15 protein-coding genes and 1 pseudogene are annotated in these 21,407 nt (G+C 43.1%); 6 read left to right on the forward strand and 10 right to left on the reverse strand.

Translation table 11 applies throughout. The features are described 5' to 3' along the window. Positions 1-2 precede the first annotated feature (2 nt). On the forward strand, positions 3-1,685 hold the full coding sequence (locus tag AC3CHU_RS17220; RefSeq protein ID WP_428782995.1) for a BatD family protein: 1,683 nt from the start codon (positions 3-5) through the stop codon (positions 1,683-1,685). Between the two features lie 137 nt (positions 1,686-1,822). On the opposite strand, the pseudogene AC3CHU_RS17225 reads toward AC3CHU_RS17220, so the two are convergent. The 5 genes and pseudogenes from AC3CHU_RS17225 to AC3CHU_RS17245 form a co-directional block, all read right to left on the reverse strand. Next, a pseudogene (locus AC3CHU_RS17225) lies at positions 1,823-3,974 on the reverse strand (sensor domain-containing diguanylate cyclase). Between the two features lie 337 nt (positions 3,975-4,311). Continuing rightward, the gene (gene pstB / locus AC3CHU_RS17230) at positions 4,312-5,061 is read right to left on the reverse strand and encodes a phosphate ABC transporter ATP-binding protein PstB (protein ID WP_065111481.1); all 750 of its coding nucleotides are present in this window, start codon (positions 5,059-5,061) and stop codon (positions 4,312-4,314) included. 90 nt (positions 5,062-5,151) lie between these two features. Further along, entirely contained in the window at positions 5,152-6,015 is an 864-nt protein-coding gene (gene pstA / locus AC3CHU_RS17235) for a phosphate ABC transporter permease PstA (protein ID WP_004732038.1), read from the reverse strand. Positions 6,016-6,030: 15 nt separating this feature from the next. Beyond that, positions 6,031-6,960, reverse strand: coding sequence for a phosphate ABC transporter permease subunit PstC (pstC, locus tag AC3CHU_RS17240; RefSeq protein WP_004732040.1), 930 nt, complete (start codon positions 6,958-6,960; stop codon positions 6,031-6,033). 111 nt (positions 6,961-7,071) lie between these two features. Next, positions 7,072-7,893 carry a phosphate ABC transporter substrate-binding protein gene (locus AC3CHU_RS17245; protein ID WP_054545847.1) on the reverse strand — a complete coding sequence of 274 codons (822 nt, stop codon included), beginning with the start codon at positions 7,891-7,893 and terminating at the stop codon, positions 7,072-7,074. Positions 7,894-8,357: 464 nt separating this feature from the next. Between AC3CHU_RS17245 and AC3CHU_RS17250 the strand changes: the two genes are divergently transcribed. Next, positions 8,358-10,001, forward strand: a complete 1,644-nt coding sequence (locus AC3CHU_RS17250; protein ID WP_488526023.1) for a methyl-accepting chemotaxis protein — start codon at positions 8,358-8,360, stop codon at positions 9,999-10,001. A gap of 444 nt (positions 10,002-10,445) precedes the next feature. Here AC3CHU_RS17250 and AC3CHU_RS17255 read toward each other — a convergent pair whose 3' ends face one another. The 3 genes from AC3CHU_RS17255 to AC3CHU_RS17265 all read right to left on the reverse strand — a co-directional run bounded on the left by AC3CHU_RS17255 (position 10,446) and on the right by AC3CHU_RS17265 (position 13,527). After that, positions 10,446-11,351, reverse strand: a complete 906-nt coding sequence (locus tag AC3CHU_RS17255) for a hypothetical protein (protein ID WP_488526024.1) — start codon at positions 11,349-11,351, stop codon at positions 10,446-10,448. A 301-nt stretch (positions 11,352-11,652) separates the two neighbouring features. Beyond that, positions 11,653-12,546 carry a lipase secretion chaperone gene (locus tag AC3CHU_RS17260; protein ID WP_488526025.1) on the reverse strand — a complete coding sequence of 298 codons (894 nt, stop codon included), beginning with the start codon at positions 12,544-12,546 and terminating at the stop codon, positions 11,653-11,655. Positions 12,547-12,585: 39 nt separating this feature from the next. Then, positions 12,586-13,527: a lipase family alpha/beta hydrolase gene (locus AC3CHU_RS17265; protein ID WP_488526026.1), complete on the reverse strand. Its 942-nt coding sequence runs from the start codon at positions 13,525-13,527 to the stop codon at positions 12,586-12,588. Positions 13,528-14,073: 546 nt separating this feature from the next. On the opposite strand from AC3CHU_RS17265, the gene AC3CHU_RS17270 reads away from it, so the two are divergent. Next, a complete protein-coding gene (locus AC3CHU_RS17270) occupies positions 14,074-15,321 on the forward strand; it encodes an SGNH/GDSL hydrolase family protein (protein WP_488526343.1) in 1,248 nt (415 codons plus the stop codon). 168 nt (positions 15,322-15,489) lie between these two features. Here AC3CHU_RS17270 and AC3CHU_RS17275 read toward each other — a convergent pair whose 3' ends face one another. Further along, a complete protein-coding gene (locus AC3CHU_RS17275; RefSeq protein WP_017073676.1) occupies positions 15,490-16,821 on the reverse strand; it encodes a DEAD/DEAH box helicase in 1,332 nt (443 codons plus the stop codon). A 361-nt stretch (positions 16,822-17,182) separates the two neighbouring features. Here AC3CHU_RS17275 and AC3CHU_RS17280 point away from each other — a divergent pair, with 361 nt between their 5' ends. Beyond that, positions 17,183-17,449 (forward strand): Lpp/OprI family alanine-zipper lipoprotein, encoded by a 267-nt coding sequence (locus AC3CHU_RS17280; RefSeq protein WP_004732066.1) that lies wholly within the window; start codon positions 17,183-17,185, stop codon positions 17,447-17,449. Between the two features lie 168 nt (positions 17,450-17,617). Here the strand turns inward: AC3CHU_RS17280 and AC3CHU_RS17285 are convergent, their stop codons facing one another. Continuing rightward, a complete protein-coding gene (locus tag AC3CHU_RS17285) occupies positions 17,618-18,694 on the reverse strand; it encodes a L,D-transpeptidase family protein (RefSeq protein ID WP_488526027.1) in 1,077 nt (358 codons plus the stop codon). A 347-nt stretch (positions 18,695-19,041) separates the two neighbouring features. Between AC3CHU_RS17285 and deoD the strand changes: the two genes are divergently transcribed. Together deoD and AC3CHU_RS17295 are read left to right on the forward strand one after the other, a co-directional pair. Beyond that, complete coding sequence (deoD, locus tag AC3CHU_RS17290) at positions 19,042-19,752, forward strand: purine-nucleoside phosphorylase (protein ID WP_004732072.1); 711 nt, start codon at positions 19,042-19,044, stop codon at positions 19,750-19,752. Between the two features lie 81 nt (positions 19,753-19,833). Further along, positions 19,834-21,303 (forward strand): lactate dehydrogenase, encoded by a 1,470-nt coding sequence (locus AC3CHU_RS17295; RefSeq protein ID WP_029222154.1) that lies wholly within the window; start codon positions 19,834-19,836, stop codon positions 21,301-21,303. The last annotated feature ends 104 nt before the right edge of the window (positions 21,304-21,407 follow it).

A 21,407-nucleotide genomic window follows, 5' to 3' on the forward strand; every position in this document is an offset into this window, starting at 1 on the left:
CCATGCGATTTTTAAACAAGCCATTTTTATCAATGCTACTGACACTGCTAATCGGTGTTTTCTCATCACATTCTGTATTCGCAGCGACCGCTGTTGCGAGTGTTTCGCAAAACAGTGTTACCAAAGATGAAGTCTTCCTACTTAGAGTGGCGACCGATAAAAAAGTATCGTCCGGTGCTTTAGACCTGACCTCCCTTCAGAAGAATTTCTACGTCGGCACACCAAGCTTTGGGTCATCGATGCGAATCGTCAATGGTAGCCGCACTGTGTCTAGCGAGTGGAATATTACCCTTGCCCCGCTTCGATTAGGCCGATTAGAGATTCCTAGCTTTGATATTGAAGGCGCTAAAACTAAGCCGATCACCATCAACGTTGCGGTTAATAAAGCCGCTCCAAAGCAGAGTGATATGGCCGAGTTTCAACTTAATCTGAGTAAAGACTCGCTATACCCCCAAGAGGTCGCGGAGCTTGATGTAAAACTTATCATTAAGGCTGATCCTAGAAGGCTGCAAGATCCTAAAATTGCACCACCAAGTTCAGCGCAATTAGACGTAGAACCGATTGGAGAGTCTAAGCAATTTCAAGATGTTATCAACGGGCAAGAAGTCACGGTTGTTCAGCAATCTTTCCATATATCGTCACAGCAAGCAGGGCAATTTAAGCTTCAAGGGCCAAAGTTAACCGGTGCCGTTGTTTACTCAACCAACAACTCAAGCACAACGCGCCTTTTCCAGCTCGATACGCCTGTTGAAACCTTAGATATAACAGTAAACCCTGTACCAAAAGGCTATCAAGGTGAGTGGTTACCAACATCGAACTTTAAGCTGATACAACAATGGTCAGACAGCCAAGGTAATGAGCTGACGAATAGCAATGCTTTAGCTGACGACAAGCAGAAAATTGAAATGGAAGCAGGTGATTCGTTAACTCGTACCATTACTATGACGGCTAGCAACTTAACTCAGCACCAACTGCCAAAACTGAATATCACCTACCCTAAAACGGTGCGTGTTTATGAAGAAAAACCGCAATTTGGCACCACTCAATCCGGTGATGCTGTCGTTGTTTACAAGCAAGTCTTGATTCCGAAAGAGGCTGGAAATATCTCGCTTCCTGATGTTTCTCAAGCTTGGTTTAACACTGACTCACAATCACAAGAAATCAGTAAAGCTCTTGGTCTTGAGTTGTCGGTTCAGGCAAGTGAACGCGCTAGCTCAAGCTCGCCAGCGCCTGTTATGGAGACACCAACTCAGCAAGCCAGCCCGACGATTGTTACCGTTGAAAAACCAGGAATGTGGCCTTACCTAACCGCGCTATTTGCTGCTTTATGGATAATTAGCTCTGCGGTTGCTTTTTACTTCTGGTCACGCCGCGGTACAGCAGTAAGACCAAAGCAAAAAGATGAACGTCAATCCGATACGGCAGAAGCGCTTATTGCCGCTCTGAAAATGAAAGACGGTGTGAAGACGAGAACTTTGTTCGAACAGTGGAAAACAGAAAACCCAGACTTGAGTGATGAGATGTTAGAAACAATCGAAGCTGAGCTCACCAAGCTAAATCAGAGCCTCTATGCTGAAGCTGGCTCACCAAGTCAGTCATGGGATCCTTCTGAGGTAATCAAAGCGGTTAAGAAACCAAAACGCATATCGAATAAAGCACAAAAGAGCACATTAGAAAGGCTTTAATTAACCGGTGTTCTAAGTAAGCAGAAAGCTAATTAGGCAGAAAATCTAAGTAAGCAGAAAAGAACGAAGCCGTGATGACCACATTGTGATCATCACGGCTTCAGTCGTTTTTGAGATAGGGAAAAATAAACGCCAGGTTAAATCAGTGGCGTCGCGACCTTTCTTCGCTTTAGAGCAGAGACAATTCGATTTCGCCCTGAGTCTTTGGCTTGATACAAAGCTTTGTCTGCCTTGCCATACAGTAGATCGAAATCGAATTGGCGTTGATCGGAGGTGATTGAAGCATAACCGACAGATGCGGTTAAATACTGGCTAGTGCTGCTTTCACAATGAAGGATCTTCGCCTCTTCAATACATTTTCTGATCGACTCTGCACGCTGTTTAGTTTCAGAGTGATGAGTGCCGATCATCAACAACATAAACTCTTCACCACCAATACGGCAGAAGGTTTCTTTATCGCCATGCACATGAGCATTAAGTATCTTGCCTATAGTGCGCAGAGCAGCGTCACCTTCCGTATGCCCGTAAACCGTGTTGTACAAACCAAAGTGATCAAGGTCAACAAGAATGAGTCCAAACGTGACTTCGTGCTCTGTGGCAAATACCCCTTGATCATCACAATTGAGATCATCTAAAACCTGCGACAACATACGACGATTTCCAAGGCGTGTCAGAGGGTCAAGCTTAGAGATGATATCCAACTGCTCATTGGCTCGTTCAAGCTCTTGAGTGCGCTTGCTGACCTCTTGCTCTAGCGTCTCATTAAGCTTTTTGAGTTCCTCTTGCGCCATGGTTCTCTGTAGCACCTCAGCTAAACTAGAAGCGAAGATACGTATCACTTCACGCAGTTGTGACGTTAAAGGGCTGCGAGTTAACAAATTGTCCGCGGCTATAAACGCAATCGGCTCACCCGTATTGGTGGTGAGCATCGTCATTGCCGTCCAACCGACTCCCACAATATTGAAATCGTGATAGATAGGAACGGATTCTTCAAAGGCGACTTGATTAGGGCAAGCGCGAGCTGCTGCGACAATGTCACGCTCCACGAGCTCTGAGCGGTAATAGGATTCATCGACAATGTCACCTTTTATGTCCGTGCCCCACGTGCCTTGCATGTAACTGCAATTTTTATCGGTGAGGAAAACGGCCAGTCGGTCGATGCCTAAATGCTGAATTGCAAAGCTCACCGCCGATTTACACACTTCACTGACGCTATCGCAACGAGACAGCTCCACCATACTTGAGTGCAACATACGGATGTTCTGTTCTTGCCGCTTGCGAATGTAGATCTGAGAAAGCAGAGAACCAAAGGATTCAAGCATCTGCTTTTGGTAATTGGTAATTGGTAATTGGTGAACGGTGAATGTAGTTATCCATTGCAATCCAACCCACTGGTTTATCACCTTCACGTAAGATCAACATTCCATTCCAGCCCTGCCCTACTACTTTTCCTTCGGTGTAGAGAGGTGCCTGTTCGATAATAACCAAGTTGGTGTGATTGTCTGACAACGCTTCAATGTATTCCGCTTCGAGTTGATGCAAGTCGTACTGGGTATGATGTTCGCTGTTGGTTTTACCGGCCTCATCAGTACCATAAGTGCCGCTAAAACAGCGCTTTTTCATATCGAGTAACATGAAGATCGCACGGTCAAAGCCTAGACGGTCGCGCACTGCCTCAACAGAAGCCTTATACAAAGCATCCAAAGAGTCAGGATTAGAAAGCTCTAACGCGACCTGATGGACTAGTTTCATGTTCTCAACAAATAGCTCTCGCAGCTTAATTTCATCAAGGTACTGCGCTTCACGTGTGTCTCTGTGTTTGATCTCAAGTGCCGCGTTCTTTTCCGCACGAATACACTGCCAGCGAGCTGCGGCTAGTTGAAGGACATCAAGATCTTGATCGAAGGTTTGGTTTATCTGCTGAGCATTGCAATTTTGAACAATTAAATAAGTTCTGCAGGCAGGCGCGTTGTCGAGCATCATGATGAACGACTCACCACCCAGCACCTCCATGTGTTCCCACTTACAAGTATTGATAGACATTGGAAGCACACCATCTGCGGTATCAAACTGGGAAACCCAAGGCCAAAAGGTTGAGGGATACTTGTCGAGGGAGGTTAGCTCGCCGCAAGAAAACAAGGGTAACGAATCGCCTTCTGGTGTTGGCTCGGCAAATACTCCGATCCCTTTTGGGGCAAGTACCTCAACAAGGTAGCCAAAAAGAGATTCTGCCAACAGACGGTGGTCGCGAGTAGCAGATATTTGTTTTGCAAAGGCTTTAACAGGCACAGCTTCCGTCCATTGGCTAATGAGATTGAAGCAAAAATACCGAAGCCTTGATATGCAATCAATGTAACTAAAAATGAGATGTTAAGCGGGTCGCAATTTCACTTTTTACATTATCACAAGCATGAGAAGGACGACAAAAATGGGATTTCCTGCCCAAAATTTCATCGACATTAAGACTTTTTTAGCGACATAAAAAAGCCCCACATTAGAGTGGGGCAAAACTTCCATCGCTTATAGTTATAGTGATAATTCTGTCGATCTATTCGATTATCTAACCTGCGTTTCAGTTAGCGTACTGTCTTTAGAAAAAAACCAAAGCAGCACTGAGTTAATCGAATTAACCAAAGTCACCGTTTACGTAACCTTTAGTACGATCATCTTTTGGTTCGCTGAAGATAACACTCGTTTCGTTGTGCTCTACAAGCTCTCCCATTAGGAAGAAAGCCGTGCGGTCTGAAATACGACGCGCTTGCTGCATTGAGTGCGTTACGATAACGATAGTGAAGTCTTTCTTCAGGTCTTCCATCAATTCTTCAATCTTGTGTGTCGCGATTGGATCAAGTGCCGATGTAGGCTCATCCATCAGGATTACATCCGGTTCCATAGCAATCGTACGAGCGATACATAGACGTTGTTGCTGACCACCAGACAAACCAAATGCGTGTGCTTTAAGACGGTCTTTCACTTCATCCCAAAGTGCCGCGCTGCGTAGTGAACTTTCTACTACTTCATCAATGTGTTTCTTGTCTTTGATACCTTGAGCGCGTAAGCCGTAAGCGACATTCTCGTAGATGCTCATTGGGAATGGGTTTGGCTTTTGGAATACCATGCCTACGCGAATACGTAGGTCAGCCACATCAATGTTACCGTAGATGTTAGTGCCATCCATATCTAGCTTACCTTTAATGGTAACGCCTTCAATTAGGTCATTCATTCGGTTCAAACAACGTAGCAGTGTCGATTTTCCACAACCAGATGGGCCAATCAGAGCCGTTACCTGACGCGTTGGGATTGGCAGGTTGATAGACTTAAGCGCTTGGTTTTCACCGTAAAACAGATCTAGGTTCTCAATATCAAATTTGTTCATTGTCGTATTCTCTAAATTCTTAAATTCGTGTCTAACTTGATGCTTTCTTTATCACGGGGGCTCTTTTTATTGTTGAGCCAGCTAATGAGCTTAGTAAGTTGCCGTGTTGAAGCGTCTCGCAATCAGTTTTGTAACCATGTTGATCAAGAGAACCAATACGATTAGGACTGTCGCCGTGCCGTAGGCTTGGTTCCACTCATCGATAGTAAATAGCTCTGTTGTCAGCTTATATAGGTGAACCGTTAGCGTACGGCCAGAATCAAATACCGATTCAGGAACACGTGCCACCATACCTGCTGTTAAGAATACAGGTGCTGATTCGCCAATTACACGACCAATACTAAGAATGACCGAAGTTAAGATACCTGGCATTGCGCTTGGTAAGATCAAACGCCAGATAGTGTAGATTTTTGAAGCGCCAAGGCCATATGAGCCTTCACGATAAGTTTGTGGTACTGACATCAATGCTTCTTCTGTAGTACGAATAATTACAGGAAGAATCAGGATACTTAGTGTTAGTGCACCCGACAGAATCGAGAAGCCAAGACCAAGAATCGAAACAAAGAAGGTCATACCAAACAGACCAAAGATAATCGACGGAATACCTGCTAAAGATTCGGTACAGAAACGAATCACTTTAACCAGTTTGCTGCCCACTTTAGCGTATTCGGTTAGGTATATCGCCGTCATAATGCCGAGTGGCGCCGCCACTGCAATCGATGCGATAACCATGTAGATCGTGGCAATGATCATTGGGAAAATACCACGTTCTTCACCAGTACGAGTGTAGTCGTCGGTGATGAAGTTCCAGTCTACATATTGCAGGCCATTCGATAGGATGTACCAAATAATCCAAAATAAGAAACCAACGGTGACTGCTGCTGCCGCCCAGATAAAGCCTTTCAAGACATTATCTTTCATTTGACGTGCTTGTTTTAGTTTTACGCGATCCATATTACTTATCCTCGCCTACTTCGTTTTTTCACGATTAAGATAAAGCAGAGCACCATTCAACATCATGATGAATACCAGAAGCACAACGCCGGTTGCGTAAAGTGCACTCGCGTGAATACCACTTGCGTAAGACATCTCAATAGCAATATTTGCGGTTAGCGTACGAGCCGAATCCAAAATACCTTCTGGCATTGCTGGCGCATTACCCATCACCATGATGATTGCCATCGTTTCGCCAAGTGCGCGACCGATACCCAAAATCACACCAGTCATAATGCCTGAACGTGCAGCAGGAACGAGTAACTTAAAAATCGTGTAGATTTTAGAAGCACCCAGTGCAAGTGAGCCTTCTTTGTACGTACGAGGTACAGCGCGGATCGAAGTTTCAGAAACCGTAATAACGGTAGGAAGAATCATGATACCCAGAACAATGATACCCGCGAAGATAGTGTTACCCGCTGGTACTTGGAAAATGTTCTGAATCATAGGAACGATGATTACTAGACCGAAGAAGCCGTAAACTACCGACGGGATACCCGCTAGAAGCTCAACTGCTGGTCGAATAATATCGGCAAGACGCTTTGGAGCAATCTCAGCAATAAAAATAGCGGTTAATACACCAACTGGTACACCAACAACTACAGCTCCAAGTGTCGAAACAATCGATGCAACAATCATAGTTGCAACACCGAATAGAGCTGGCGGTAACCAATCCACACCCAGAACGATGCCAGAAACACCGGCCTCTTGGAATGCAGGGATACTCTCTGCAACGATAAAGTAAGCGATAACGGCTAGTGATACGATGCCGATTACAGCACTCGATAAGAACAAGCCGTGGAAGATTCTTTCTCTCCAGTCAATGCGCTTCTTAGCACGTAGACTCGGCTTATTGATTTGAGTCGCTTCAGTATTCATAAGCTTTTCACTATTTGCGATGGTCATATATAAAATCTCAAACTTTGTGGCTCAATAAGAGCTCGAAATAGACAAAGTTGAAAGAAAAGGCTCAGCCTAAGTTAGGCTGAGCAATAATTAAGTGTTGGTCAGTTAAGATTAGTTAACTGTGATGTAGCCTTTCTTGTCAGCGATAGCTTGAGCTTCATCTGCAACCATCCAATCTAGGAATTGTTGAGTTTCTGCTGTTGGAGCGCCGGCTTTGTAAAGAACTAGGAAAGGACGAGCAACTTTGTAAGAACCGTTCTTAACGTTATCAACTGATGCCGCAGCGCCGTCGATAGTTAGAGCTTGAACTGTGTTATCTACAGTACCAAGAGAGATGAAGCCGATAGCGTATGGGTTGCTTGCTACAGAAACTTTAAGTGCGCCGTTACCGTTTGCAACTTGTGCACGTTGAGAGATAGCCGATACTTTCTTGTCGCCAATCTTCTTCTTAAGTTTCATGATGTCTTCGAATGCACCACGTGTACCAGATGCAGTATCACGAGTGATTGCTACGATTGGCTTGTCTGCACCACCAACATCTTTCCAGTTAGTGATGTCGCCTTTGTAGATTGAAGTGATTTGCTCAGCTGTAAGAGCAGATACTTCGTTATTTGGGTTAACAACAACTGCGATACCGTCACGAGCGATAACGAGCTCTTTCAGGTCAGCTGTTTTCTCTTCTTCTTTTAGGTCACGAGAAGAGATACCAAGGTCAGCACTTCCATTTTTTGCTGCTTTGATGCCTGCAGAAGAACCCGGTGCTTGAATTTCGATGAACACTGGTTCGCCTTTATTCATGTAGGTTTCTGCAAAAACTTCAACCAGTGGAGAAGCACTGTTAGAGCCAACTACAGAGATAGTTTCTTTAGCTGAAGCTGTATTCACTGTTAGAGCGCCTAGTAGTGCGATTGCACCGATAACTGTCTTTTTCATCACAAATTTCCTTTAGTGGCGTTATTGCCGTAATGTTGTTTTGCTTGAACGAGGCCTACTTTAGAATCCGAATGTGACAGTTGTGTTTCACTTAATTGAAGCCTATATGACAACTACAATTTATTTTCTTGTTTTCCCCCTACCAAATAGTCTTGAAGTAATAAATGAGCCTCACTCATAGGCACTGAATATTCATTCCAACCTATTTAAGCCAAACTGCTCAATATCTCGCCCCCTGTTATTACCTAATACCGCACAATGCTCTGCGTTAAATAACCCTATCTTAAAAATGGCTAAAGCCTTGTTTGTACGATAAATAATCAGAATTTATGAAATACCTATCGCATATATAAAAATAGCATCTATTACTGATTGAATTGTCATTCTCAATAGTTAGAATCACTGGCTAATAACAATAATAACAATTGCTTCTGCTCATTTACTTATTCAAAGAAGGACAATACATGCGACAACTTCTCAGTGGCTTATCTATAAAAATACAAATTCTTATTCCAGTACTCTTTTCTGTCGTACTACTTTTGACGGGTGTCATTATCGGTGGTGACAAACTGGAAAATGCTTTTAAAGATGTATCAACAGCAACAGATCAACTCATTCTACATAAAGAAGAACTTAGCGAAATCGTCGACAACAGCTACGGAATGCGCATCAAAGCAATCTATAGCTTATTTAATCCTGACGACGTCAAAACGCTTGTCGAAACGCTAAATCAAAAACGTGACCAAAATACTCGCCTACTGAGCTCGCTTGATACCGTACCTGGCATGCAAGATGAAGTGGCCGCAATGAGCAAAGCGATGAATCACTACGTCGACTTTTCTCGCACCACTATGCTTCCTCTATTAAGAGCAAAGCATGGCAGCGCAGCGCTACCTTCTGACTTTGATAACCGCTATCAGATCGCAATCGACCAATATCGTCACGCGGGTAACGAAATGGTGCAGGCTATCAACCTCCTTTCAAAGCAACTGAACCGTATTGCCACTCAAGAAGTGGACATTAATGGCCAGCAACACACCAACACACTCAATACCGCAACCATCGCACTGTTGGTGATTCTTTCAATCGCATTAGTCATCAGCTGGACGCTGGCTGGCATCATTGTTAAGCCGCTTAGCAATATCCAAGAAACCATGCGCGAAGTAGCAAAAGGTAACCTGCTAGTAAAAGCGGAAGAGCATGGCGACAACGAAATATCTCGCCTTGCCCAAGACGTAAACAAATCCGTTGAACAATTGCGCGACACAGTAAGTTCACTATCTCGAATCAGTATTGAAGTGGCGTCTGCATCAACAGAGTTGGCGGCAGTAATGACACAATCAAGTGCTAACTCTGATCAAGAGAAGCAAGAGGTTGAACAGGTTGCTTCTGCCGTGAACCAACTTGAGAGCACAGCATCGCACGTAAACGAGAATGCAGTACAAGCCGATTCAGCTTCCAAGCAAGCCGATGAAATGGCGACGCACAGTATGAGCTTGTTTAATGAAAGCAACCAAGCCAATGAGCAAATGGCGATTCAGCTTAGCGAAGCTGCAAACGTTGTAGGCACGCTAAAAGAGCACTCTGAACAAATTGGTAAAGTGATTGAGGTGATTCAAAGCATCTCTGAACAAACTAACCTGCTTGCGCTTAACGCAGCAATCGAAGCAGCTCGTGCTGGTGAAAGTGGCCGTGGTTTCGCAGTTGTAGCCGATGAAGTTCGAATGCTGGCAGCCCGCACACAAGATTCAACCAAAGAGATCCAAGCGATCATCGAAGGCTTGCAGGTTCAATCGGGCAACGCTAATGAAAGCATGAGCAGTTCACTGTCTATGTTAGAGCACAACCAAACGCTCTCAGGCGAGGTAAGTGCAGCCCTTTCAGGTATTGCTAACTCAGTAACCGACATGACAGAAATTAACACTCAGGTTGCCTCTGCCGCAGAAGAACAAAGCCAAGTGACTGCAGACATCAACCGTAATATCTCAAACATCTACAGCCTAGTAAGCCAAAACGTAACCGGCATTACCCAAGCTGCAGCAGCAAGTCACGAGCTATCTAACCTTGCCGAGCAGCAAAAGCAGCAGTTGGATTACTTTAAGGTGTAGCATCTAAAGTAAGCTCTGACAGTTACCACTTTGCTCAGTATCTGTCAGAGTATATCAAGGCTCTATTATTATTGATGTAGTTTAACCATTCGAAAAATTAAAACCAAATTAAACTCTGGAGTTATTACAACCCTTTAGCGAATTATAAATTCGATTTCGATTTAACCTCTAGAAATCTTACGTAGCAAACTGTATTACAAAACCAACCAATACATATATAGATAATATAATTTTCGAAGAACAAGAAAGAAACCAAGTCTACAATGAAAATTTATTAGACTTCCACATTTATAACGTGGAAGCCAAAAGGATAGTCTATAGTTTCATTCTAGAAAGACCGAACCCTTATAAAATATAAATAATAAAAAAACCATTAACTGACACCTTTGTCATTAGACAATATAAAGTAAAGTAAATCGGTATTCTAGTAGTCTAAATAAAACATTAAAATCTACCAGAATCACTATCACATGTACTAGCATGACACTGAGAACACAACGCTGTTACGGACTTACCCAAAGCAGCTGTAGCAATACCGCTAATAATAAGTCCCGCACCAGTCGGATAAGTGACTGCCATAGCTAGGCTCGCAGCACCTGTTACACCACCAATAAATGCCGATCTTAGAATATCTCCTCTACACGCTCCTTCGCTATCCCACCCTTCTAAAGCACCACCGATAATTGAACCAACAACCGCATAGCCTCCAGTTTTTGATGCTTCACCATAAACGTCATTAATACTCCCGATATAAAGTGGTGCTTCAAAGGTAACAGTATCGACTAAGAACCTTGATACTTTTTCACCTGAAGTATATGGCAAATTTGTAACTATGGATCGATATTTATTTTTCGTAGAGTTTGCGTTCTGTATATCAGATACAACCAATTTTGTTTGTACTCTGTAATATGCCATATCTGATTCTGAAACAATATGTACTCCTCGAGCTGGGTACCGTAGACTCAGTTTACTACCGCCTTCGACTTTAATTATTCCATAAAAATTGTACTTGTCCGCCACATAAATAGGAGTTTGCGTAAAATTTACAACTTCAGTGTAAGATGTCCCAAGAAGACAGTACTCATACCCTGCAACTCCGAAGTTTTTCTTATCTTTCCACCCTCCAGCAACAACATTACATAAACTTGTGGAACCAACAGATAATATACTTCCCTTAGCAAAACTATCGCTTGTTGCAATAGTAGTAAGCATAATGATGATTATTTTATTTATAGAAGAATTATACTTCCAAGATCGCTTATTAATAAAACTACAATTTATAATAAGACTTCTTAAACTGTACAACCCATAAAAAAATGAAGAAAAAGCTAACAATACACATGCTTTCATAAATACAACGAACCCATACGCTAATTTAATAAATTTCGCGTATACCGCACTCAAACGATAATGAGATCAATTATCATTTGCATGATTAATCACGAGAAGGGCATCAATTAATGATGGATTACTATTGTAATCATGGAAGGAATTTATATTTAGATAAGCCTGATAAATCAGTCGATAGTGTTTAGTTCAATCAGAAAAATGACCATTTACAGAATAAGCAAACGTTTACTAAATTTGTTAAACAACTACCTCCACTAAGGCAATTTTGAAAACTTGAATAACGTCGTTAGATCAGCAAACCTTACTGACCGAGCTCAGCAGCTCTGATTCTTTCAATCGCTTCTACCCTTCTAAGCTGTTGTGGCTGAAAATGAGCTTCCCTGAGCTGGGCAATCGTCTCTTTTTGTTCAATTTCTGAAAGTGCTGAGTCATTCAAAATGTCATTTCGTTCGACAAAGTAGACCTCTAAAGCTCCATCAAAGTCCGCCCTTTGTTGATCAAGCGCTTCGAGCCTCTGTGTCGCTTCTTCGCCAACCAGTTCGCTTCTCTTCAAGTATTTCCCTTGTTCATCTAGTCCTTGTGAGCTGGATAGCTGCGGGAGTAATACTTGATTTTGATGGCTGACTTGAACGTAATCCGGCTGCTCAGATAGATAAGACTCAAGCCTTTGTTGATATTCCGACTCGTCTAACCCTTCTTGTTTCAGAAGTAACTTTTCTAAAGCGACTTCCCTCATTCTGTTGTCATGGGTAAATAGAATACTTATCTCGCTCTCACTGAAAAATTGAGATTGGAGGTCGAGCAACGCTTGATTGAGTGCGCGTAGGTCCTCAGCGGATATTGATGTGGTGTCAAATTGGACATCTAATGATGTCAGTGCCGACTTGTACTCAAGATACTTTGCGAACAATGCTTCATCGACAATAGCAGCTTGTGATTGTTCGTGGTGATTCGCCACATTGTCACGAATCTCTTCAAGGGTTAACTCGGTGTTGCCTGACACGAAATATTCCATCATGTCTTTGGCTGATGCATTATCGATTTCGGTATCTTGTTGAGAAGCAACTTTCAAGGAAGAAACCTTTGGTTCTCTATTACCGTTTGGATCTAGGTCCTCTTTTACGACAATGAAAAAGACCGCCGCTGCACTCATCAGGGCTATTGTGGTTATCGACAAAATGGCGGTCTTTTTCATTGTATTTTCCTTGTTCTCTTATTAAATGGGCAGAGCCACCTACAGGCCTGCCAGCTTCAATCGATTGGCATGTTGACGATATAGCGTCACAGGATCGGTCTCAAAAAGATGGTGGATACCCAACAAGCCATTGATCTCGTCTAGGTGATTCATTTTATAATCGTCACCAATCACTTTGCCCAAATGCGCGCTGCATGCTCCCACTAAACCATCATTAGGTTCATTGAATGCTAAGCCAAGGATTGTCATCGCCCCATCAGTAGGATCAAGAAGGTTGGTAAAATTGGAAGACCCTGTCCACGAGTAGTAATAAACGCCATTACTCGCTTGCCATTCGCCATCACCACACTCAGACGTAGGAACGCCTTCAGGGTAAAACTGATTGAATGCTAGCGAACCTTCGGTGGTCAAAGCTTCAAAAGAGGCAAGCCCGTCTTGATCCAAATCTGAGCCACCAGACAGCAAGTTAATAAGCGTGGTCAATCCACCAGCCAACTTAACCGCAATACCTTCTGTCGCAGAGCCTTCATCTACGGTTCCACGCACTAAGTCAGCCACCTTTGAGCCTTTATGAACCCCGCCAATACTCGTCACGGACGCAACAAGATCAGGTCGAACCGACGCCACATAACGTGCAGTCGGCCCTCCGTGGCTATGACCAACCAAATTCACTTTGCTTGCCCCAGTCGCAGCTAACAGAGTCTCTACTTGAGCCAGTAACTGCTCTCCACGTATTTCAGAGCTGTTGGTCGCTGATACTTGCGCTACATACACACTCGCGCCATCTTTGGTTAGGGACTCAGGTACGCCATAGAAATAATCCACACCCGCTAATGTATCGAAACCAAACAAACCATGTACCAACATAATGGGATATTTCGTTTCCGTGTATCCGCTGGCTTCTAACGCCGATGCGCTCGTTCCGGCATAGACACCAAAACTGGATAGGCAGGCTATCGTCCAAATTAATATCTTTTTCAATGCTCTTTCCTTAAACAGATTAGACCTCTGATGAGTAAAGAGAACCGTAGTTGATGATTTTATAAAACAGAAAATAGCAACTTGATATTTGTGATATTGAACTTGAATTAAACAGTTGTGATGAACATTAGACAAATTAGAACCAGCCTAAGTATCTACACCATAAATTATTGATTAAATTAACATTTAACGAAAATCAATGACGCTAAAACTTCAATTATCTTGACCAAAGATAAGCCCGACATTCACGAAAACAGCTCACCTCTTTTAGATCTACGCCGACAAACTGGCGAGTAGTAGCTCTCAGAAATCGAATATTAAATGATAAATCTCTCGCTTCGAGTTGATTATTTTTCAATCAGAAAGTCGTTGGAAAGTTGATACTTATACCAATTATGGAACGCCAACAACCTGAATGTATTGACGGTAATTATTGATTTTCGATATAGGTCGTACCAGTTATTTACTTATCCACTTATCAACAAGCAATAGGTAACAAGCAACAACGTTTTGTTTGGCTCACTAAATATCAAAGAGAATACAGTGATGAAAAATACGGCTTTAATACTCGCGTTAACCATACCATTTGGGGCTTATGCTGCAGATGACTCGATACTGACACCAGAATCGATGACATCAGCACAAGTGCTCAGCACACAAGGTTCAGAGACTTATTCTTATGTTCGATGTTGGTATCGAACCGATGCATCGCACGACTCTGCAGCCACCGATTGGAAATGGGCGAAAAAAGAAAACGGCGACGATTACACGATCAACGGATACTGGTGGTCTTCCGTTTCTTTCAAGAACATGTTCTACAGTGATACCCCACAATCTGAAATCAAACAGCGTTGTGAGCAGACTCTCGGCATCCAACATGACGCTGCCGACATCACCTACTTTGCCGCAGACAATCGCTTCTCTTACAATCACTCCATCTGGACCAACGATAACGCTGTTCAAGCCAATACCATCAATCGCATTGTCACTTTTGGTGATAGCCTCTCTGACACTGGCAACCTATTTAATGGCTCTCAATGGGTTTTCCCAAATGCGAATTCATGGTTTTTGGGACACTTTTCAAACGGTTTGGTGTGGACCGAATATTTAGCAAAAGCGAAAGATCTTCCCCTATATAACTGGGCCGTGGGTGGCGCAGCAGGTACCAATCAATACGTCGCTCTAACAGGCGTCTATGACCAAGTCACCTCTTATCTAACCTACATGAAAGTCGCTAAAAACTATCGCCCAGAAAACTCCTTGTTTACTCTAGAGTTTGGGCTCAATGATTTTATGAATTACGACCGAGAAGTCGCCGATGTTAAAGCTGATTTCGGCAGCGCTCTGATCCGATTAACGGAATCTGGTGCGAGTAATATCTTGCTGTTCACATTGCCCGATGCGACCAAAGCGCCACAATTCAGATACTCGACGGAGCAAGAGATCATTAAAGTTCGTGGCAAGATATTAGAATTCAACCAATTCATCAAAGCCCAAGCCGAATATTATCAAGGTATGGGGAAAAACGTGGTGTTATTCGATGCAAGCGCACTCTTCGCGAGTATTACCGATAACCCTGAACAGCATGGTTTTAGAAATGCGAGTGACGCTTGCCTAAATATCAACAGAAGCTCATCAACCGACTATTTACGCAGTCATAGTTTAACCAATGACTGTGCCACATACGGCTCTGATAGTTATGTGTTCTGGGGAGTTACGCATCCAACGACGGCTACTCATAAATACATCGCAGACCATATCTTGGCGTACTCATTCTCGACGTTCAATTTCTAACTAGGAAGAGCCCAGCGAGTATCATGAGTTACCTCCTGTAAGTACCGGAAGTTAAGGGCTTACACAAAGTACAGACACAAAAAAACCGCCATCATTGGCGGTTTTTTTTACGTTAACTTTTATAAAGATCAGTTTTTATAAACATCAGCTTTAGTTCACGCGAGTTGCTTACTCGTCGTCCACCTTTGGTGCGACTTTCTTCTTAGGGATAAACACGCTATCACCCACTGCCACATTTTGGTGGAAGCTCTTATCGCGCTTAACAGGTTTCTTAGGTGTTTTCTTAGCTTGAGTCTTCGCTTTATTCTTCGCAGGACCGCCTTTAGTAACAACAGGTTTACGCGGCTTAATGCCCTTAAACTTGCCTTTCAAACCTTCAAGAACAGAGAAAGTAAGATCTTGCTGAAGGTAAAGCTCAACACGTTTGAAGCTATCCCAGTCTTTTGGACCTACCAAAGAGATCGCGTCACCTTTGTTACCAGCGCGGCCAGTACGACCAACACGGTGAACATACTCTTCCGTATGTTTAGGCATATCAAAGTTGATAACGTGGCTTACGTTTGGAATATCAATACCACGTGAAGCAACGTCTGTTGTTACCAAAATTTTGTAAACCGCACGCTCAAATTGGCTCATGATCGCGTTACGTTGTGTTTGGTTTAGATTACCACTCAATGCAACCGCTTTAAGCTTCTTCTCATTCAGCTTTTCCGTCAAACGGTCAGTATCGGCACGAGTTGCAGTGAAGATCATCACCTGACGATATTCAGCTTCCTCAATGACACGGTCTAAAATCGCTTCTTTGTGATCAAGGTGATCACACAGGTAGAATTTCTGAGTGATATCAAGGTGCTGCTCGTTAGAAACGCCTACAGAAATACGTTTAGGTGCGTCTAACATCTCACTTGCAATGCCGTTAACTTCCGCATGATCTAACGTTGCAGAGAACATTAGAGTTTGACGACGACGGTGTTTAGCTGCATTCGCAATACGACGTAGCTCAGGAGCAAAACCAAGATCAAGCATACGGTCAGCTTCATCAAGGATTAGCGTTTCAACACCATCTAAAAACAGTGAGCGGTGCTCAAGGTGATCCGCAAGACGTCCTGGAGTCGCAACAATAAAACGAGGGTATTTACGCAGAGCTTTAACTTGGTCGTTAAAGTTTTCACCACCTAAGATAAGTGTGGCTTCGTAAGACAGACCACCAAGCATGCTTCGCAGTTCGCCGTAAACTTGCTTTGCTAGCTCACGAGTAGGAGCCAAAATTACACCACGAGGATCTTTAGCAGAAAACGCTTTGGTTTTTAATGCTTTGTGTATCATTGGCAACACAAACGCCAACGTTTTTCCTGATCCCGTTTTTGATGAAGCCAATAGATCCTTACCGGCAATAGCAACAGGGATCGCTTTTGATTGGATCTCTGTCGCTTTCTTGAAGTCGTAATGTTTTAAGTTCTTCAGTAAGCGGTTGTCTAAGCCTAAATCTTTAAAGTGCAAAGGACTCTCCAGTCTTGATGGTATTGAATAAAATTAATTTAACGTGACATGATACCGCGAAAGTACTTTATAAGGATAGAGATCACAGTAAATTTATCCTCATATCTCAAGTTGCCTAGGATATTGTATGCATTGGCACCAAAGGGATAGGCCCTCCAAATAATGTAAAAATCGATTCCAACTCCACCGTCTCAAAAATGAGACAGACTGTGATGCTTAGCTAATTACCTCAAAAATTTAGCAATTTCTTTAGTTATTGTTTTTGCAGTTAAAAAATTAGTCGCTACAATCATTAATGAAGCGACTATATGATAAAGAATGTATAGCGCATCTTTTGATGATAAATAAGCAAGGAGTTCTTATGAATAAGACGTTAATCGCAGCTGCAGCCTCAGTTTTCATTTTAGCCGGTTGTTCTTCAGAGCCTGAAGAAGCTGCAGTGTCAGAAATGGATCAATTGACTAACCAAGTTGCTGAACTAAGCAGCGAAGTTGAAGCGCTTAAGAGTGATAAAGCAGCCGCAGAAATGAAAGCTCAAGAAGCATCTGCAGCCGCTATGGCAGCAAAAGAAGAAGCGGATCGTGCTAACGACCGTATCGACAACATTGCAGAGTCTTACACTAAGTAATTGAAAGATAACGCAGTTAATCTATAGATTATATAAGTCGCAAAATGCAGTAAATTGATAGCACCACCTCCGAATAGAGGTGGTGTTTTTTATTTGGGGTAGAGAAAAAGAGAAGAAAGAGAAAGAGAAAGAAAAAAAGCAATGATGCTTTCCAAAGAACCTATTGAATTAAAACTCAATCACAGGCGGTGCGATCTCAACAGGCACACCATTTTGCGCAAAAATAACCGCTTTCGCCTTTGAATTCGGTAAATCAGCATCTTCAAGCCACCATTTTAACTCAACCGGAATTTGTAACGACTTTTTAGAACCGTCACTTCGTGTCAATGGTTCATGAGCTTCAACAAACACACTTCTGTCTGGCTCTAAAGACACTTTAATCGGTTCATCAATGATCGTGACCTGCTCGCCACGGTTAACCTGTTCAAAAAGCCACGCAATATCTTTAGGTTCCATACGGATACATCCTGAGCTCACTCGCAAGCCAATCCCAAAGTCTTTATTGGTACCATGTATCAGATAATCACCAGCACCATAAGCAAGCCGCAATGCATATTCACCTAAAGGATTTTCAGGCCCAGCAGGAACCACTCTTGGTAACTCTATGCCTTTCTCTAAGTACTCTTTGCGAATTGAGTTTGGAGGAGTCCAAGTCGGGTTTGGACGTTTTTGGCTTATCTTTGTGATCATCTCGGGAGTATCTCGCCCTACTCGACCGATACCGACAGGGAAGACATGCACCTGATTTTTCTCAGGCTCAAAGTAGTACAACCTCAACTCGGCAAGGTTAATCACAATGCCTTTTCTCGGAGTATCCGGCAAAATCAAACGGCTAGGAATGCTTAGCACATAGCCTTCAGCAGGAAGAAAAGGATCGACCCCTTTGTTTGCCGCCATTAAAGAGAGAAAGCCAATATCGTATTGCTTTGCAATGATCGCCAAGGTTTCACCCGCCGCAACTTCGTGTTGCTGTATTCTGCCCACGATACGGCTTTCTGTTGGTGGCAACTCAAAAGTTGCAGCAGACACCCACGACGAAGTCATCACGCCAGCAAGCAAAATGATTACCCGAGCAAGTAAAGCAGTTCTCACAGCAAACAAAGTCGTTCTAGCCGTAATCAATGTGGACTTAACAGCAATCAATGTGGATTTAACAGCGACCAACGCTAGCTTATGTAACCTTGTTTTCGTCTGTAACTGTGTTTTCATCGAGTGCGAAGGCGTCGAGTTAGCGCAATACGACATACAATTCCTTGGTTTGTCTCTTTATCAAAGTTTAGATTATCGCTGATCAAACGTCTCTACAACGTATTGTTGCCTCCAAGGCAATATGCAACAGATTTATATTTCGAGCTTTATCTTTAAATATCGTGCAATTTACCCATACAAAATCGATTGCCTTTACGCTTTCAACATATTTGGTTATCAATATTAATAAAACTATAATGGCAAAGCGGTTTTGTGACTAAAGTCTCATGGAGCCTCGTTTTAACTCGCTAATATTGCCTCAACAAAACGAATTCAATTCAACAGAATCGGTAATTGATTAAATCCTGTTCCTATCATTACCGTTTAAACTTTGGAGAACGACCATGGCTACACCTCATATTAATGCTCAAGCTGGTGATTTCGCAGAAACAGTACTTATGCCGGGCGACCCGCTTCGCGCAAAATACATTGCAGAAACATTCCTTGATGACGTGAAGCAAGTTTGTGACGTTCGCAACATGTTTGGTTACACAGGCACTTACAAAGGTAAGAAAGTTTCTGTAATGGGCCACGGTATGGGTATCCCATCATGCTGCATCTACGTACACGAGCTTATCGCTGAATACGGCGTGAAAAACGTTATTCGCGTAGGTAGCTGTGGTGCGGTACGTGACGACGTTAAACTAATGGACGTTGTTATCGGTATGGGTGCTTCTACTGACTCAAAAGTAAACCGCATTCGTTTCAACAATCACGACTTCGCTGCAATCGCTGATTTCGGTCTTCTAGAAGAAGCTGTAAACCAAGCACGTGCACAAGAAGTTCCAGTTAAAGTTGGTAACGTATTCTCTGCAGACCTTTTCTACACTCCAGAAGCTGACCTTTTCGAAAAAATGGAAAAGCTAGGCATCCTTGGTGTTGATATGGAAGCGGCTGGTATCTACGGTGTTGCTGCGGATCTTGGTGCTAAAGCACTAACCATCCTAACAGTTTCTGACCACATCATCCGTGGTGAGAAATTAAGCTCTGAAGATCGTCAAAAATCTTTCAACGACATGATGAAAGTTGCTCTAGAGACTGCAATCAACATCTAACGACTTGATAAAGATACATTGAAAAGCGTTACCTCGCAGCCGAGTTCACTTGGCTGCTCAAATAATCCCGAGGGGGAGATCGTGTCTAACGACAAGCTGCCAAAAGATGCGGATGGTTTGCAACTCAACTTTTGTAAAACATTGGCGTGTGACAACTTTGGCTTGAGCGATGCAAAACGGTATGTTTTGCAACACGCGAACCCTAAGCGTCCAGCGATGGTTTGTCGTGAATGTGGAGCTTTCCCCCCCTTACTTAACAATCGTGAAGTGTTAAGCGAACTTCATCGCCTGCGACAACTTCACAGCGATGGCCTTCCTGCTTGCCGCAATGATGATTGCGATAACTTTGGCCTATCGGTTCATACCCACAAACATCTTTACCATGCCTTCGGCTACAGTGGCGACAGGCAGCGTTATCGATGTAAAGACTGCCAGTCAACCTTCGTTGACAAGTGGTCTGGATCCAATAAAAAACTTCAGTTTCAAGAAAACCTCATGGGCTTATTGTTCATGGGTTATTCCGTACGTGAAATCTGCAGAAAACTTGAGATCAACCCAAAGACTTTCTATGATCATGTTGACCACATCGCGAGCCGTTGCCGTCGTAAATTAGCGATGATCGATGCACGATGGGTTAATCATGCCAAAGATTATCAATTCGCTTCTCATTATCAACGTCTGCAACCGCAAAGCAACAATGGTGTGGTTTGGATAGCAACGGGTGAGGCGCATTCTGGCTATATCCTTTGCCAACACGTCAACTATTCTCAAAATGAAGAGCCTTCAGGGAATGTTGACCACAATCCTTACGATGATGTTGCGCGTTTTGTATCCAAAGATCACTCATCAGAAGCGAACCTCGAACAACCTCAGCCATCTGACAAGTTGAAAGAGCGTATTGAACAGCAGTACCAAGTGATTCTAGCGAGAGGTAACGTTGAGGATCCTATGGGTAACCTCACCACATTTAGCTACCCTTCGAAAGGCGCGCTGATTCGACCGCCTTATACCTCCTATGCTCACTTCTTACATGTGCTTGATATGTGTAATGAAGACAAGCATGTTGCTATCTATATGCCACAAGATCCATTACTAAGATCTGCCGCTTTAAGTGTATGTTTGCCGCGCATTCAGAGTCAAAATATTGACCTTATGTATGTAGAGGAAGATCCTGGCTGGCAAGACGATCAAAGTTTCGAAAAGATCGACATCGTTCACATGAGCTGGTGGCGCGATCGTTGGGCTATCGCAAATCAAGGTGATAATCAGAAAGGTATTTGCTACCTGACGGGTAACAATCCAGAACCAAAACAATGGTTTAACACTGCCTCAATTCAGCAAACCAAGTTCTATCAACAACGCTTCCAGCTGTTATTTGATAGCTTCATTAATGAGCCCAGACGTAAGCTTCGTCCTGGAGGCATTCTTCCATTACTCGACATATTCAGAGCTTGGCACAATCTGTGCTACCAAGATAAGCAAGGGCTCACGGCAGCGCAGCGCTTAGGTGTAGCAGAGCAGCCATTGACCTTAAAGCAACTACTTTCATAGACACGTATCAGCTAGATAATTATTCGGGAACTCATTGATTTTAAAGCAACAACATGAGGTAACACCCATAATTAGAAAAGATACATGTTCCTTTGACGCTCTAA

Source organism: Vibrio sp. QJM3NY_39 (assembly GCF_057785895.1).